This is a genomic window from Lysinibacillus sp. OL1 (genome assembly GCF_004332175.1).
GTDB classification, from domain to species: domain Bacteria; phylum Bacillota; class Bacilli; order Bacillales_A; family Planococcaceae; genus Lysinibacillus; species Lysinibacillus capsici.
This window is the reverse complement of sequence record NZ_SJDS01000017.1, coordinates 1-16,607: the sequence shown is the minus strand read 5'-3', so window position 1 is coordinate 16,607 and position 16,607 is coordinate 1. Positions and strand designations below refer to the sequence as shown.

Annotated in this window: 11 protein-coding genes, 10 tRNA genes and 1 riboswitch; of the genes, 2 read left to right on the top strand and 19 right to left on the bottom strand. The window is 36.4% G+C overall.

Going from position 1 to position 16,607, the window contains the following annotated elements:
* Nucleotides 1-157: 157 nt before the first annotated feature.
* Nucleotides 158-2,671, bottom strand: coding sequence for a winged helix-turn-helix domain-containing protein (locus tag EW028_RS21840; RefSeq protein WP_193767442.1), 2,514 nt, complete (start codon nt 2,669-2,671; stop codon nt 158-160).
* A gap of 29 nt (nt 2,672-2,700) precedes the next feature.
* On the bottom strand, nt 2,701-5,244 hold the full coding sequence (locus tag EW028_RS21835) for a winged helix-turn-helix domain-containing protein (protein ID WP_193767441.1): 2,544 nt from the start codon (nt 5,242-5,244) through the stop codon (nt 2,701-2,703).
* A gap of 222 nt (nt 5,245-5,466) precedes the next feature.
* On the opposite strand from EW028_RS21835, the gene EW028_RS21830 reads away from it, so the two are divergent.
* Complete coding sequence (locus EW028_RS21830; RefSeq protein ID WP_131522384.1) at nt 5,467-6,732, top strand: Nramp family divalent metal transporter; 1,266 nt, start codon at nt 5,467-5,469, stop codon at nt 6,730-6,732.
* Between the two features lie 47 nt (nt 6,733-6,779).
* On the opposite strand, the gene EW028_RS21825 is transcribed toward EW028_RS21830, so the two are convergent.
* From EW028_RS21825 to EW028_RS21805, 5 genes are all read right to left on the bottom strand, one after another.
* Nucleotides 6,780-7,469, bottom strand: coding sequence for an ABC transporter permease (locus EW028_RS21825; RefSeq protein ID WP_048391929.1), 690 nt, complete (start codon nt 7,467-7,469; stop codon nt 6,780-6,782).
* Nucleotides 7,462-8,385 carry an ABC transporter ATP-binding protein gene (locus EW028_RS21820; protein ID WP_131522383.1) on the bottom strand — a complete coding sequence of 308 codons (924 nt, stop codon included), beginning with the start codon at nt 8,383-8,385 and terminating at the stop codon, nt 7,462-7,464. Before EW028_RS21820 ends, EW028_RS21825 begins: the two co-directional genes overlap by 8 nt.
* Before the next feature lie 130 nt (nt 8,386-8,515).
* A complete protein-coding gene (locus EW028_RS21815) occupies nt 8,516-9,451 on the bottom strand; it encodes a sensor histidine kinase (protein WP_131522382.1) in 936 nt (311 codons plus the stop codon).
* Between the two features lie 6 nt (nt 9,452-9,457).
* A complete protein-coding gene (locus EW028_RS21810; protein WP_131522381.1) occupies nt 9,458-10,150 on the bottom strand; it encodes a response regulator transcription factor in 693 nt (230 codons plus the stop codon).
* A 150-nt stretch (nt 10,151-10,300) separates the two neighbouring features.
* Nucleotides 10,301-11,764, bottom strand: a complete 1,464-nt coding sequence (locus EW028_RS21805; RefSeq protein ID WP_131522380.1) for an amino acid permease — start codon at nt 11,762-11,764, stop codon at nt 10,301-10,303.
* An 82-nt stretch (nt 11,765-11,846) separates the two neighbouring features.
* Nucleotides 11,847-12,023: riboswitch (Lysine riboswitch) on the bottom strand.
* Nucleotides 12,024-12,201: 178 nt separating this feature from the next.
* Here EW028_RS21805 and EW028_RS21800 point away from each other — a divergent pair.
* Nucleotides 12,202-13,410: a CynX/NimT family MFS transporter gene (locus EW028_RS21800; RefSeq protein WP_131522379.1), complete on the top strand. Its 1,209-nt coding sequence runs from the start codon at nt 12,202-12,204 to the stop codon at nt 13,408-13,410.
* Nucleotides 13,411-13,477: 67 nt separating this feature from the next.
* On the opposite strand, the gene EW028_RS21795 is transcribed toward EW028_RS21800, so the two are convergent.
* The 12 genes from EW028_RS21795 to EW028_RS21740 all read right to left on the bottom strand — a co-directional run bounded on the left by EW028_RS21795 (nt 13,478) and on the right by EW028_RS21740 (nt 16,522).
* Nucleotides 13,478-14,008, bottom strand: coding sequence for a hypothetical protein (locus EW028_RS21795; protein WP_131522378.1), 531 nt, complete (start codon nt 14,006-14,008; stop codon nt 13,478-13,480).
* Between the two features lie 51 nt (nt 14,009-14,059).
* Entirely contained in the window at nt 14,060-15,106 is a 1,047-nt protein-coding gene (locus EW028_RS21790) for a nitric oxide synthase oxygenase (protein WP_131522377.1), read from the bottom strand.
* 569 nt (nt 15,107-15,675) lie between these two features.
* Nucleotides 15,676-15,747 (bottom strand) — tRNA-Glu (locus tag EW028_RS21785).
* Between the two features lies 1 nt (nt 15,748).
* Nucleotides 15,749-15,825 (bottom strand) — tRNA-Asn (locus EW028_RS21780).
* Between the two features lie 7 nt (nt 15,826-15,832).
* Nucleotides 15,833-15,906: transfer RNA gene (locus tag EW028_RS21775), tRNA-Ile, on the bottom strand.
* Between the two features lie 4 nt (nt 15,907-15,910).
* A tRNA-Gly gene (locus EW028_RS21770) sits at nt 15,911-15,984 on the bottom strand.
* Nucleotides 15,985-15,989: 5 nt separating this feature from the next.
* A tRNA-Phe gene (locus EW028_RS21765) sits at nt 15,990-16,065 on the bottom strand.
* Between the two features lie 6 nt (nt 16,066-16,071).
* Nucleotides 16,072-16,164 (bottom strand) — tRNA-Ser (locus EW028_RS21760).
* A 13-nt stretch (nt 16,165-16,177) separates the two neighbouring features.
* Nucleotides 16,178-16,253, bottom strand: a tRNA-Ala gene (locus tag EW028_RS21755).
* Between the two features lie 15 nt (nt 16,254-16,268).
* Nucleotides 16,269-16,345: transfer RNA gene (locus EW028_RS21750), tRNA-Pro, on the bottom strand.
* Nucleotides 16,346-16,354: 9 nt separating this feature from the next.
* Nucleotides 16,355-16,431: transfer RNA gene (locus tag EW028_RS21745), tRNA-Arg, on the bottom strand.
* A gap of 18 nt (nt 16,432-16,449) precedes the next feature.
* Nucleotides 16,450-16,522, bottom strand: a tRNA-Lys gene (locus EW028_RS21740).
* Between the last annotated feature and the right edge of the window lie 85 nt (nt 16,523-16,607).

The following is a 16,607-nucleotide window of genomic DNA, read 5'->3' as shown; positions in this document are numbered from 1 at the left end:
TCAAATAGCCCCTTTCCTTTGTTTCCATACATTTATCCTTATAAAGAAAAACACTCTTCTTTATCTTAAAAAAATCAATTTACTTCTACTATTGAGGAATGTTAATTTTTCACTAACTAAAAATAAACCGCTATCAATAAATTGATAGCGGTTTGTTTTATTTGGATTGTTTTAATAACAATGCTTGGGCTCTATTTTTTACTCCTAGCTTATTGTAAATTCCTGAAAGATACACGCGTATGGTCCCTTCAGATAAAAATAGTTGCTCTGCTATTTCCTTATTTGAAGCACCTTCTGAAAGTAGTGAAAATATTTCTTGTTCACGAGGAGAAAGAACTTCTAATACAGGTATTAGTTCTTGAACATAATTCAGTAATCGATAGACATAGCTAATGATTACTTCATCCCAGTCTTCTTTAGCATGCTTCTGGCAAACATCAATATAGTCCCTCATAAGGGGAATAATTTTATTCTCATCTAAAAAAGTTCTTATATAGTTATAAGGTTCAGCTAATTTCAATGCTTGGTGTAACGTTTCTAACGCCTCATCTGCTTGTCCTTGCTCACCCAAACATATGGCTAATAATATTGTGGCTTCTATACGAGTGGATAGCTGTTCTTGTTGTTGTGCCTGCGATTGTACCTGTCTAATCAATTGCTGTGCTGCTAGTGGATGTCCTTTCATGAGTAAATAACGTGCTTTTACTAGCAAATAAAATGGCGTATCCTTATCTACTTTTTCTTTGACCTTAGCTAACTCCTGTTCTGCTTGGACAATATTGTCTTCACGTAAAAATAAAAGTGCCTTCATCACTCTTATACTATTAATCCAATGGCGTTCATTGACAGCTTCAATTGCATGATCCAAAACGCCTTGAGCAACTATATATTGCTCTTCTAACACAGCCATTTTACTTTTAAGAATATACATCGGTACTAACAATCCTGCATCTTGAAATTGATGTCCAGAACGTATAGCTTCCTCTAATTCTATTGATAGCTCAGCAAATTGGTTCCACTCATATAATTTTTCTGCACGCACGCCATAGCTATAGCCCGTCATACTTAAGTTTTTAAATTTCCCTGTTCTAAACTTAGCAAAAAAAGACATAGCCTGTTCATCTGAAAGCAACTTTCCTCGAGATCCAATATTTGTTCTAAACAACATTGGCTCTGTTTGATTATATTGGATAAATATTGCGTCCCATTTGGACCCGACTGGATTTCTCTCCAGTCTTTGTCGAATGTATTCCCCAGCTTGAGAAAGGTCTCCATTTTTCATCACAAAAACATAGGCTTTCACACCTAGAAAATCATCGACAGCGGATGCATACTCACTTTTATTCATCCATTGATTGGACCTATGCTTTTGTTCTAGTTCTAGTATCGTCTGATAAGCATCTTCTAAATTGTGTAATGCTGCAAGTGTATAAGCATACATTACCATCAACTCTGGGTGTACCTCATAGCCATTAGACAAAAATGTATCAATCCATTTTACATAGGATGTGGAATGACCACAGGAAAGGAATGTTACAAGATGCTCCTGAATCCATTGTTCAGCATACATAAATACGTTGCCGCTTAAAGCAAGCTCTATAGCAGATAAAAAATTCCCATTATTATATAAAGCTACAGCTGCCTTTTCATATAAAAAAATAATATCCTGCTGAGTAAAACGATTGCTCAACTCTTGGCGCAATGCTTCTCTAAATAAATTGTGATATCGAAAAACCTGTTCTTTTGCTTCTACTCTGCTAATAAATAAACCTTGTTGATCAAGCTCTAATAAGACTAGGTGAGCATCGGTACGGTTTGTTAGGACATTACACGTATCAGCGGTTAATTGTTCTAAAAGTGAAGTATAAAGAAGAAAGATTTGTAGGGGTGGTGCTAGTTTGGAAAAAACCTCACTCATTAAATATTGGAACACATATAAATTACTTTCTCTAAACTCTTTGTCTACATTGTGGAAACCTGCTAAATTAGTCAATTGCAACCCTGTTGGCCAGCCCTCTGTTATCTCAAAAACCTTTTGAAGTACCTTTACATCCAGCTTTTTATTTAAATTTTTATAAAATTCTTTTGTCTCTTCATACGTAAAAAGTAGATGCTCTAAACCAATTTCAAGCAAGCAATGGTTTAATCTCCACCTTGCAATCGGTAATGAAATAGATGATCTACTAGTCAAATAAATAAAGCAATGTTCAGGTAAGAAATCAATTAGTCGAATCATCGCTTGATGGATAGTAACATTATGAATATGATGATAATCATCAATCATTATATGAATCTTTTTAGTAGATAGCGATAATTCATTTAAAAGAGAGTCCACTAAAAATTCTAATGGTAACTGTGGTTGAGCATGGAGTATAGAATTAATCCGAGAGGCAGCTTCTGGCTGTAAGGAGTGACCAATAGCATGAATTAAATACTTCCAATAGCGGTTTAGATCATTGTCTGTTTGGTCCACCGTATACCATGCAACTGCCGTCTCAAGTTGCTGAAACCAACTACTTAGAAAAGTGGTTTTACCATACCCTGCTGGTGCTTGTACTACTATAAGTTTTGCTGTTGACTGATGTAGAATAGCATTTAATCGTTCTCTTTCTATAATTTGCTTGCCCGTTTGAGGGACTGTTGTTTTTGAGGCTACTAAAATATTTGGCATCATGTAAACCTCCTTTCTCTTTAACAACTTTAAAAGCCTAGCCATTCTTTTGCCCATAATATGGCCTTCGTGCGAGATTTCACACCTAGTTTACTGTAAATTCCTGTTAAATATATACGAATAGTTCCCTCTGTCAACTGCAATTGTTGTGCAATCTCCTTATTAGAAGCACCTTCTGCAAGTAATTGTAGAACATCTTTTTCTCTTGCAGTAAAGTTAGCGAAAAACTCATCTTCTTTGCTGTCATTCTGTAATAGTTTATTTAAATAGGCTAACGGCACTGACATAAATGTATCTCCCTTACTATGCTGACGTAGACGCCAGTATTTATTAAGTAATGGCCAGATAGAATCCTCTTCTATAAATGTACGGTAATACCCATATGACAGTCCATGTTCAAGAGCATCGTGTAATACTATTAAAGCCCAATCCTCTTTACCAAGTGAAAAATGACAAATGGCTTCTAGCAGACCCGCTTCAATAAGCGTAACGATTTGCTTTTCCTGAATTGCTCCTTCTTTTAAACGAATAGCAATTTGCAATGCTTCCTCCAGTTGGTTTTTAGCATACAGAATTTTACCCTCAACTAATAAATAAAAGGGATTTTTTGATGCAATTCTATAATTGATAAAATCCGTCACTCTAAAAAATTCCTGTTGCGCATATGAAATATTTCCTTCCAATAAATAAGATTGTGCTTTCATAATATAGAGCATTCCGATCCAATAAGGTTTATCGGTTTCCTTCATAGCTTCAATCAATAACAGATGTGCTTCTTCGAATTGTTTTTTAGTCATATAAATACGTGCCTTTAATAAGTACATTGGTATAAATAATCCTGGATCTTGAAAATGCAAACCATATTGTAAACCGATTTCTAACTCTTTACTTGCCCTATCTAAATCATTTATTTCATACAAAATTTCAGCTAGTAATCCATAGGTAACGCCTGTAATATTTCGCTCCCTTATTTCACTTTCATTCAACACGCTAATCAGTTCATCCATTTTTTCTACTGGTAAGAATTTTCCTTTTGCACCTATAAAAGTACGTAAAATTCTAGGTTCAAATTGATTATATTTTAATGAAATATCATATAAAGATGACTTATTCTTTCTTACATTTACACGTGTTTGTAAGCCTACTTTTGCCCTTTCAATATCCCCATCTTCCATATAACCAATATAAGCATTCAAAATTTCAAAGATTTTTGAGACAGCAATAAATTGAAAACCATCCATCCATTTCAATTTATTTTGTTTTAAAAGTAGTTCCTCTATGATTTTATTCGCCTGATCAATTTCATGGGTTGAAAACAGAGTAGTAATATATAAGACAAGCATATTAATATCTACTGGAAACTGCGCATTCCTTAATTTCTGTATCCACTGCCCGAATAATAGAGTATGTCCCTCGGCAAATATTTCGACTAAATATTTTTGAATCCATTCATGTGCAAGCTTGTATAATTCGCCATTTAAAGCAAGCTCAATTGCCGCTACATAGTCTTCTCCTTGGCATAAATTAGTGGCTGCTTCGTAATAAATAGAGGTAATCATTTCATAGGAATATTGCCTTTGAAATTCTACCTGTAGGGCATGCCTAAATAAAGTTTGGTAACGATAAACGGGTGGATGAGCTTGTACTTGTTCGATAAACAAACAATTTTTCTCCAGCTCTGAGAATGTAGTTAAACTATCTAATCCGTTCGTGATGGATGCACAAACACTCGGATCTAAGTAGTTTAAAATGGAAGTTCTTAGTAGAAAATCTTGCAATTCTTGAGGTAATATTAAAAGAATTTCTTGCATGAAGTACTCATGTATATATGAACTAGCTTTGCCTAAAATTTCTTCACTACTAAGATTACCTATCATTCCACCTGTTGATAGCTTTATCAGTTGGATACCTGCTATCCAGCCCCCTGTAGTCTTTAATAAAGGCTTCAGCGCATCCTTCTGTTCATCATTAGTAACAGAATTAAAGAAAGATTGTAGCTCTTCTAAATCAAAACATAATTGACCCGTCCCGACTTCTAGTATCCAACCTTTTACACGCCATTTTGCTAGTGAAAGTTCTAAATTAGTTCGTGTGGTTATATAGATTCGTGCATTGGCTGGTAAATATTCAATAAGTCGATTGATAATTTGATGAATTTGAGGGTTGTGGATTTCTTGAAAATTATCAAAAACAATATGAATATTTTCTTTATATGTATTCAAATCGTTTAACAGTGTATCTATAATTATTTCAAAAGGTGGTGTTTCATCTAGTATATTGTTTAACTTTTGTTCTACATTCAATATGCTAAAAGATAATGTATGTATTAAGTACTTTAAAAATTTCACAGGATCATTGTCATTCTGATCGATAGTAAACCATGCTACCGATTCATCAATATGCTTCAACCACAGACTTAAAAGAGTCGTCTTTCCGTATCCTGCGGCTGACCGTATAATGGTTAGTTTCTTCATTCGATTGTTAGATAAAATAGAAAATAATTTCTTCCTCTCTAATACATTTGGCACTGTACGTGGAATTGTTACTTTTGATTTTACCCATACCATATCCATCACCCTGTCTCCCTTCTTCATTTCATTAGTTCTATAAATTTCGAATTTTTCCTGCAATTTAATTTTTCTACTCATTCACTTCATCCAAAAGAGCATACTTATTTTAGAAGGATAAAGCAAACTACTTCACTTTTTTTATTCCTAGCGTTAGAATACTAATATCTTATTTTCCTATAGGAAACTTTATTTCACTAATGATACTTTTTGAAACGAGGGAACAATATGGTTTACAAACGAGTCACAAAATCGTCTGCAGAGGCGGTTTTAGATGGAGATATAAAAGGTTGGCGAAGATTTTTGCCATTTTTAGGACCTGCTTTCATTGCAGCAGTCGCCTATATTGATCCTGGCAATTTTGCTACAAATATTACAGCAGGCTCTCAATACGGCTACCTGCTACTTTGGGTTATAGCCTTTTCTAATTTAATGGCCGTGTTAATTCAGTCCCTGTCTGCCAAACTTGGGATTGCCACAGGAAAAAATTTACCTGAAGTCGCACGCGAGCATTTTTCTAAAAAAACATCTATCTTTTTATGGATACAGGCGGAATTGGTCATCATTGCCACAGACCTCGCGGAATTTATCGGAGCAGCACTAGGGCTTTATTTACTTTTTAATATCCCAATGCTTCCCGCCGCATTGATTACAGCAGTGGGTTCATTCGCTATTTTAGAGTTGCAAAGAAGAGGATTTAGAGCCTTTGAAGCAGGTATTTCTGGCATGGTTTTAATTGTTGTATTGGCGTTTGCCTTCCAAACATTTTTAGCGCAGCCAGCATGGGGTGATGTAGCGATTGGCATGTTCACGCCACACTTTGAAGGTGTAGATTCACTATTATTAGCAACAGGTATTTTAGGTGCAACCGTTATGCCTCATGCTATTTACTTACATTCCTCTTTAACACAAAGCCGTATTATTGGTCGTAATGAAGAAGAAAAAAGACGCATTTTTCGATTTGAATTTATCGATATTATCATCGCTATGATTATTGCTGGTGCCATCAATATGAGCATGCTCATAATTGCCGCAGCAGTATTCCATACCCAAGGCGTTGTAGTTGAAGATTTAGATGTTGCCTACAATGGCTTAAAAGAGGCGCTCGGCCCAATGGCTGCCATTTCCTTTGGTCTTGGTTTACTTATTGCAGGGCTTGCTAGCTCCTCTGTAGGGACTTTAGCAGGTGATGTTGTCATGCAGGGCTTCATTCAAAGAAAAATACCTCTTTATTTACGTAGAGCGATTACCATGGTGCCACCACTTGCAATCATTGCCTCTGGTGTGAATGCTACCTATGCTCTCGTTCTTAGTCAGGTTGTTTTATCATTTGGTATTGCCTTTGCACTTGTCCCTCTGGTTATGTTTACAAGTAAACGAGACATCATGGGAAGCTTAGTTAATCACCGTATTACAACTGTTTTAGGTTGGTTTGTCGTAGTCATTGTTGTTACGTTAAATATTTACTTACTGTGGGAAACAATTTTTGGATAACAAAAAGCCAGGTACTCTATAGTAATGAGCACCTGGTATCTTTTTGATTAAACGTCCACCTTTTCGATATTTCTAATGGCTAAATAAGCAATACCAAGACCCACGATTGCTAAAGTAATTGGAATAATAATAATATCGTTTAAAGTAAAGTTACCTGAATTTGATGAAGTTACAGACACAATTATAATAGATGAAATGATAGTTGTCGGTATAGAGTATTTTCTCATCCCGAAATACAATGGGATTAAAGCTATACCTGAGGCAGCAATCGCATTCATCAATACAGAAGGTATTTGCTGGATAATTAAAGAACTTGATAGTACATCAGGAATTAATTCATATCGATCGCTTATGATACAAAAAATGGTTGTAATAAGAGCATTGGAGATAATGATCATACTGAAAGTAAATAGCATGACAATAGCAAGCTTTGCGACCATTAATTTCTTTCTACTTATAGGATACATAAAGGCTAATGTAATGGTTTTAAATTTATATTCTCCGATGATTAACTTAGCTATTAACGTAGAAGCAAAAATCATAAAAACTGCTCTTACAAATGAATCAATAACACTGAATGCAACCTCATAATTTTCAAGCCCTGGGTCTCCTTCAACTTTAGAAATAAATAAAATCATAAACAAGAAACCAAGAATAACAAAATTAGCGATAATGGCTCCTTTAACATATGAACCTAAATGAAATTTTTTCATTTCTAAACGCATTAAATTAAGCATGGACAACACCTCCATTGATTAGCTTTAAGAAATAATCCTCTAATGAACTTGTTTTTTTACTAATCTCTTCAATCTCAACGTTATGTTCAATTAATGCTCTAGATAGGCTTTTTTGGGATAGAGTTGAGTCGTATATACGTATCGTTTTATCATCCATTAGCTTAAAATTAGTAATGTTCAATTCGCTTTCAATAATAAACGCTGCCTTTTTCCCATCACTTACAATCACTTCGGTATAATTGACCTGATCACGATTAATAGTATCCATTGCTACCTCCGTGATGAGCCTCCCATTCTTAATAACACCTATTGTATCGACCAATTGTTCTATTTCAGCCAGAATATGACTAGAGATAATAATGGTTATACCGTACTCTTTACAAAGCATCTTGAAAAGCTCTCTTAACTCCTTTATCCCTACTGGGTCTAATCCATTAATTGGTTCGTCTAATATAAGTAACTCTGGCTTTGTAATAATGGCCCTTGCGATACCTAATCTCTGCTTCATTCCCAGAGAAAAATCTTTAACCTGCTTATTCTCTGTATTCGATAACTTTACTAAATTAAGAACATGTGCAATTTCTTTCTTATCATAATAACCCATGTATTCACAATGTAATTCCAGGGTCTCACTAGCCGTTAATTTTTCATAAAAAATAGGATATTCAATAATTGTCCCCATTCTTTTTAGTATTTCATAGGATTTATCCGTCAATTTCGTCCCCAAAATTTCTACATCCCCACTTGTAGGCTTCGTAAGATTAGTTAGCATCTTCATAACAGTCGTTTTACCCGCACCATTTGGACCTAAAAATCCATAAATTTCTCCCTTCTTAACGTTCATATTGACAGCAGAAACAACTTCCTTTCCATCGTACACTTTCGTAAGCTGATTTGTTTTTACAATGTATGTCATGTAATTCTCTCCCTCAATTGTGACTAGCTTCATTATAAAAAATGAAACTCTCTATTTTATTACTGCATTCTTACATATTTCTTAAGTAAAAAAGCCTGCAAAGCATTAAAGCTCTACAAGCATAATCGATTTAATACATCATTCGCTTTAACGAAATCGTAAAAATAGTTCTTTCATAGGGAATACTCGATAAACGGATGGAGCCATTCATTATTTCTACTAGTCTCTTTGTAATCGTTAGTCCCAAACCGCTACCTTGGAAAGATTTATTTCGAGAATCCTCAAGCGTATACATTCTTTCAAAAACGCGATCGATATGATATTCATCAATGCCCCTGCCACAATCCCACACATCAATATCAATATTGACTTCGTCATTTCTTATGGTAATTCCAATTACATTGCCATCTGCTCCATATGCAATAGCATTAGACAGTAGATTGTTTAACACTCTATTTAATGCTTCTTCATTACCAAGTGCATATATGGAGCTTTCTGGGATATCAATTTTAATATCTAATCCCAGTGAAGTAACCAAATCGTAAAAAGACAAAACATTTTTTCGGCATATTTCACTGACATTGATTTTAGTGATTGGATAATCTGTGTCCCCAGCCTCTAATTTTGCCAAGTCAAAAAATGTATGAATAATTTTTAATACTTCTAATGTTTTAGCATGTACACCCTTAAGTAAACGTTGCTGTTCCTCGTCACTAATCCCATTTTGAAGTTGAAGCATTTCAATATAGCCAAGTACAACGGTTAAAGGCGTTTTAAGATCATGTGAAATATTGGCCAACATCTTTTTCATGGAATTTTCCATTTTACGATGCGTAGCCTGAATTTTTTGATGTTGATCTAGCAAAGTATTCAGTGTAATAAGTAACTGTTGAATTTCTGAATTTGTAGTTGTTACTAGAATCTTTTCATACGTCTGTTCATTCACAATTACGTGTAGTTTTCGATGAATATATTGGATAGCACGTTCTTGTTCCTTCTTGATTTTCCATTGAAAAATAAGAATGCCGATTAGCAATACAATGATTAATAATAATAGAAATATCATATAGTTTTACCCTTCAAATTTATAGCCGATTCCCCATAGGGTTTTAATATATTGAGGATGTGACGGATCATCTTCTATTTTTTCACGTAGTCTTCTGATATGTACATTTATAATATTTTCATCTCCGTAATAGGCATCTTTCCATATCGTCTGATAAATTTGCTCTTTGGTAAAAACTCTGTGGCGATTTGTCACAAACAATTTTAAAATGGAAAATTCCTTTGATGTCAGCTTTATCTCTTGTCCGCTCTTTGTTATTGAAAAATTAACGATATCTATCTTTAAATTATCAATTTCTAGGACTTCTTGCTTTTGTTCAGCTTGACTAGAGTATTTCGTAGCTCTTCTGATAACAGCCTTTACACGTGCTGAAAATTCCAGCATAGAAAAGGGTTTAGCAATATAATCATCTGCCCCTAATCCTAAGCCCAATGCTTTATCAACATCACTGTCTTTTGCAGACATAATAATGATAGGAAGTGCTGCCTGCTCTCTAATAATCTTTAATACTTCCAATCCATTTAATTTAGGAATCATAATATCTAAGATGACTAAGTCAAAGGTTTTTTGCAAACAATTTTGTAATGCCTCTTCGCCATTAGTCACTGTTGTGACATGGAAACCTTCCATCGTTAAGTAATTAGAAACCATTTCACGAATGGCTTCATCGTCTTCTACAAGTAAAATATGCTTTTGCACTATGATGCACCTCTCCTATCAAAACCCAATTTCCATATGTATATTACATTACCATATTTATGATGTTTGATTAGTGATTTGTTTATGAGTGTTGAAAAAAGAGCTGCTCCATAAACCATCACTCTTTGGTTTATAGAACAGCTCTATTATCTAATCTTCAACTTTTAAATCACAATCTTTAAGTGGAAGCATTTTTGTTTTGTGCTTTATTTTATAGCCAAACCATAATGCTAAAAATAATGGAATCCCAATATACGAAACAAGGATACCGTACCAATCAATCTTATCGCCTGTAAAGGCTGTGTAATTTTGTCCAATGACTACAATCATACAAACTGTAAAAGCAAATAATGGTCCAAACGGAAATAATTTGGCTTTATAAGGTAATAACTTTGGATCTAAGCCCTGTGCATCAAACGCTCGGCGGAAACGATAATGACTAAACGCAATACCTAGCCATGCAATAAACCCAGACATTCCAGAAGCATTTAATAACCAGATATAAACCACTCCATCGCCAAAGAAGGATGCCAAAAATGCTAAACAGCCTACAGCTAATGTTGCCATAAGTGCATAAATCGGAATACCTCTACGACTTAGCTTTGCAAAAAATTTAGGTGCATGTCCATCCATAGCTAATTGCCATAACATACGAGAAGATGCATATAGTCCTGAATTTCCTGCTGAAAGCATAGCCGTTAAAATAATGGCATTCATTAATGAAGCAGCAAAGGCGATACCTAGGCGGTCAAACACTAGTGTAAACGGTGATACTGCGATATCTTCTGATAATAAACGTTCGTCTGTAAATGGAATTAACATCCCAATTGCACCAATCGCTAAAATATAAAACAAAAGAATACGCCAAAATACAGATTTAACAGCCTTCGGAATATTTTTACCAGGATCATCTGTTTCACCAGCTGTAATTCCTAGTAATTCTGTCCCTTGGAATGAAAATCCTGCAGCTAGGAAAATACCAAATGTAGCAAGGAAGCCACCATGGAATGGCCCATCACTAACAAAGAAATTAGTGAAACCTACAGGAGCCTGCCCACCTAAAATACCAAAAATCATTAGTAAGCTAATGATAATAAAAACAATAACCGTTGCTACTTTAATCATGGCAAACCAATATTCACTTTCACCATAACTTTTTACGGATAGTAAATTAAACGTCAGTACAACAGCAATAAATAATACTGTCCAAAGTGCTGATGAACTATCTGGGAACCAATATTTCATAATTAATGACACAGCAGCAATTTCGGCAGCAATGGTGATTGCCCAGTTATACCAATAGTTCCAGCCTAATGCAAAGCCCAAAGCAGGATCTACAAATTTCGTTGCATACGTACTAAATGAACCTGATGATGGCATATAGGCAGCCATTTCCCCTAAACTTGTCATTAAAAAATACACCATAATACCAATTAAAGCATAGGCAAGCAATGCTCCTCCAGGTCCTGCCTGAGCAATTGCTCCTCCACTGGCTAAAAATAGCCCCGTACCAATTGTACCGCCTAAAGAAATCATTGTAATATGACGGCTTTTTAATTCTTTTTTCAGCTTCGGTGCTTTATGTCCGAGCTGATTTACTTTTATTTCACTCACGATATAGCTTCCTTCCTATTTATGAGGCAAAAAAATGCCATCACATATACACTGTGATGGCTACATTAATCCTCAGTTTTTCCTACATGATAGCTCAACACGTTGTGCAAACGTGACAGTTCTGTTCCTTTCGGAGACAGCCCCAGCATGAGGTTTTCAAGTCCCCTCACACTTCGGCAATATTTCCTTTCAACTAATTTCATCAATGCTTGTCATTTCAATTAGCATACTTATAAATATCGCGACCTCTACCTCAATACAAACATGAGGCATATAATTATTAAATTTATGATGTTTATTATACTAACATAAGACCATAGACATTTCAATACAACCATAAATGTTCTGTATTTTATGAATCTTCTACTATTTTTAATAGTGTGATAAAGTGTTATAGTAGTTCAATTAGAATGATTATTATTAGGGGGGATTTTATTTTGACTACAAATGATCATTCCACTAGTTTTCCAAGTAAAAAAATTAGCTGGAAAGGAACAACCTTACTTTTAGTCTTTGGAGTTATCTTTATAGCCTCTACATTACGAATGCCACTAACTGTTGTTGGCCCAATTATATCCTTTATCCGTGAAGATCTTGGAATATCTAATGTATTGGCAGGCTTTCTAACAACGATACCATTGCTGGCTTTTGCTGTTATATCTCCATTTGCACCAGTTGTAGCACGCAAACTAGGGCTTGAGCTAACATTATTTTTATCAACTTTTCTCTTGGCCTTAGGAATTGTCCTACGTTCACTTGGTACTACAGAATTACTTCTATTGGGTACTGTGTTAATTGGCGTAGCCATTTCTTTTGGAAATGTACTAATTCCAGGATTATTGAAATTGAAATTTCCCTATCATGTGGGTTTATTAATGGCCTTTTTCACCATGTCCATGAATTTTACTGCAGGCCTTGGTGCTGGTATTAGCTATCCGATAGCTAATTCATGGTTAGGCTGGCAAGGTGCACTTTCCATTGCACTCATACTCGTTCTCATTACAATCTTAATTTGGATACCTCAACTAAAGTCAAATAAACCGGAACCAGTTACTACATCTAAAAAGACCAGTACACCTTTATGGAAATCACCTGTTACTTGGGCTGTCACAGGGGCAATGGGTTTACAATCTTTATTATTCTACACAACAGCAGCTTGGATACCTGAGATCTATATTGCTCAAGGTTTAGCCCCTGATAAAGCTGGCTGGATGTTTTCAATCATGCAATTCTCACAAGTACCAATGGCCTTAGCAGTGCCTATTATTGCCGGTAAAATGACTTCTCAACGCCCACTTGTATTGATGTTTACATCCTTCTATTTAGTAGGCTTTGTTGGGGTTGTCATGGAATGGACAAGTCTTGGGGTACTGTGGATGGTTCTTCTAGGGTTAGCAGGTGGTTCTTCATTTGCCCTAGCAATGATGTTCTTCACTCTCCGTACTCGTACTGCATTTGAAGCAGCAGATTTATCAGGCTTTGCACAATCTTTGGGTTATTTATTTGCCGCAATTGGTCCTATTCTTTTTGGCTACTTGCATGATTTATTTGGCGGCTGGAATATTGCGGGATGGCTCTTTGTCGTTGTAGCAATGTTACTCTTCTTTTGCTCAATGAGAGCCTCTAAGGATGAATATGTGCATTAAAATTAAATAAAGCAGGTGGATTAGATTCCTCCATCTGCTCTATTTCTATATAGTGTTTACACATTACTTAATTGTCGGGTTGCTGGAGTAATGTTAGCAATTCAGCAAGGCATTCTGATGCTTCATTATTACGAGCTGTTATAGTAGAAAAAATAGGAACAGCCTCTTGTAAAAGCCTATAACTATAATAGTAATAGCCTACAAAAGCTTGCTCCTCATAGCCCTTTGGCGTTTCTTTCTCCCACTCCTGTTCATCATTATCCTCATTTTCTATCCACAAATAGTTGACGTCTAATAGCTCCTGCATATTTTTAACAGTATTGACTGGCTCGAGATAATCCTTGGTAATAGCATGTGCCACAGCTAAATATAACTGTACCTCTTGTAAGGAGACAACCTCTAATTTTTTACTAGTAAGCTTTTTTAGCAGGACAAGCAAAACCCATGGTGTCACCTGCCACAGTGTACCTTGATGTTCAATTAATTCAGCTAGTTGTGTGTATTGCTCCTGTTCTATCAGCTTAGGAATGGCTGTACCTCTACCATAAGGTGTCGTCAATTGTCTCCATGGGATATTGGGAATTTGCTGATTTAACATAGTAAGCGCCCTCTCTCATCAAAAGTATTGAAAGTAAACAATTCCTTTACACTAATAGCATGGTTTTTGATAAAAATAATTTGGTGTATGATAAATATTTACATAGGGTTTATGGAATATATGCGTTGTGGCAGGGGAAAGTGGTGGGATTAACCATGTCCAGTTGCCTGTCACTTCTCTTCCTGTTGATTTTTCTGCCTCCTCAAACAATTTAAACTGCTGAGCTGCTGTATGATGATCAACAATGCTCACACCATCTTCTTTAAATGAGTGAAGAACAGCAATATTAAGTTCTACTAAAGCACGATCACGCCAAAGAGACGCATGTTTGGTTGTATCAAGATTAAAAATGTCTGCAATGGCAGGTAACATATTATAACGATCATGATCTGCTAAATTTCGTGCACCAATCTCTGTTCCCATATACCAGCCGTTAAATGGAGCTGCTTGAAAATCAATTCCAGCCATTTGAAAACGCATACTCGAAATAATGGGTACAGCATACCACTTCATTCCTAATTTCTCCACATCGATTGACTCTGGATGGCGGATTGAGACCTCTACTATATTTTCTTCAGGAATTACAAACATTTGAGGAGCACGATTATCCACCTGTATAACGAGTGGTAGTACATCAAAATCAGTTCCTTTACCTCTCCATCCTAACGACTCACACACTTTTGTAAATTTAATGGACTGTGAATCTCCAATAATGCCTGCATCTGTTTCATAGCCTGCATAACGAATTAGTTGATGATTCCAAATCCGTACTCTATCTGAAGCAAACACTGTTATAGTTGGACGAATTTTCCCATGATTTGTCGCATAATCAATATGTTCTAGTAATTTTTGAAAAATAGCCTTTTCATCTAAAACATCACGTGCATCTACCACATGCAGTGACTGCCAAAACAGACGTCCAATACACTTATTGCTATTTCGCCATGCCACCCGTGCACCAAAAACTAGCTCCTCTGTTGTTGGATGATATTCACCTGCATCCTTAACTGCCTGTAATCTATTCTTTAACCAAAGTTCTGATTCATTTTGTTCTGTCTGATATAGATTTAAAAATTGCTGTATCTCCTGTATATTCATATCGATTCCTCCACTTATCCTCATATTAGAGGAACAAAACAACAAGCACCATGAAAATAGTAATCGAAAAAACATACATATTTTATATATGAAATAGTTTGTTCAAATTTACTCTATAGACTCTTTTTCGTAAGAGAATGTAAGGGAGAAAGATTTTAATTATTATAAAAAGGCTACAGTAGTCATGTAGCCTTTTTCAGGGGATTGCAGAACAAAGAAATCAATAGAATTTTTATAAATGATGGAAAGACTAATCGCTCTGAGCTACTTACTTGCTGCTAGTACTTCGCTTTCGCATAGAGCAGAACCAGTTTCACTAATTCTCTGGGCAGGATTGCGCCTGTATCGCTATACTAGAGAAGTCAAGCGCCTTCACAAAAATGTTGACCATGAAGTGTACGTGGTAAGTAAAGCGGTTTATTGGAAGCCCATAGAAAGATGCTAGGGGAATGAAATTTAGTCCTTCACCTTGCCAATAGGTCTTTTTCTGCTATTGCATTATCTTTTATCGATTAACAAAAAGGAGAATAGAAAAAAGCATGTAACACACATCTGTGCTACATGCTTGATGACCCGTACGGGATTCGAACCCGTGTTACCGCCGTGAAAGGGCGGTGTCTTAACCACTTGACCAACGGGCCGTGGCTCCGAAGGCAGGACTCGAACCTGCGACAACCTGATTAACAGTCAGGTGCTACTACCAACTGAGCTACTTCGGAATAATGATGGGCCTAAATGGACTCGAACCATCGACCTCACGCTTATCAGGCGTGCGCTCTAACCAGCTGAGCTATAGGCCCATTTTGGAGCGGGTGATGAGAATCGAACTCACGACATCAGCTTGGAAGGCTGAGGTTTTACCATTAAACTACACCCGCAATAATGGTGGGTCAGGACGGAATCGAACCGCCGACACTTAGAGCTTCAATCTAATGCTCTACCAACTGAGCTACTGACCCGAAAAATGGAGGAGGTAGAGGGATTCGAACCCCCGCGCGGTGTTACCCGCCTGTCGGTTTTCAAGACCGATCCCTTCAGCCAGACTTGGGTATACCTCCAAAAATATTACAATGGTGGAGCCTAGCGGGATCGAACCGCTGACCTCCTGCGTGCAAGGCAGGCGCTCTCCCAGCTGAGCTAAGGCCCCATAATTTTTTGAAAATGGTCGGAATGACAGGATTCGAACCTACGACCCCTTGGTCCCAAACCAAGTGCTCTACCAAGCTGAGCTACATTCCGTTGATTTTATGGCGCGCCCGACAGGAGTCGAACCCATAACCTTCTGATCCGTAGTCAGACGCTCTATCCAATTGAGCTACGGGCGCATGTTAATTAAAAAATGATGAGCCATGAAGGACTCGAACCTTCGACCCTCTGATTAAAAGTCAGATGCTCTACCAACTGAGCTAATGGCTCGTGAAATTAAAAATGGCTGGGGTACTAGGATTCGAACCTAGGCATGACGGAATCAAAATCCGTTGCCTTACCGCTTGGCTATACC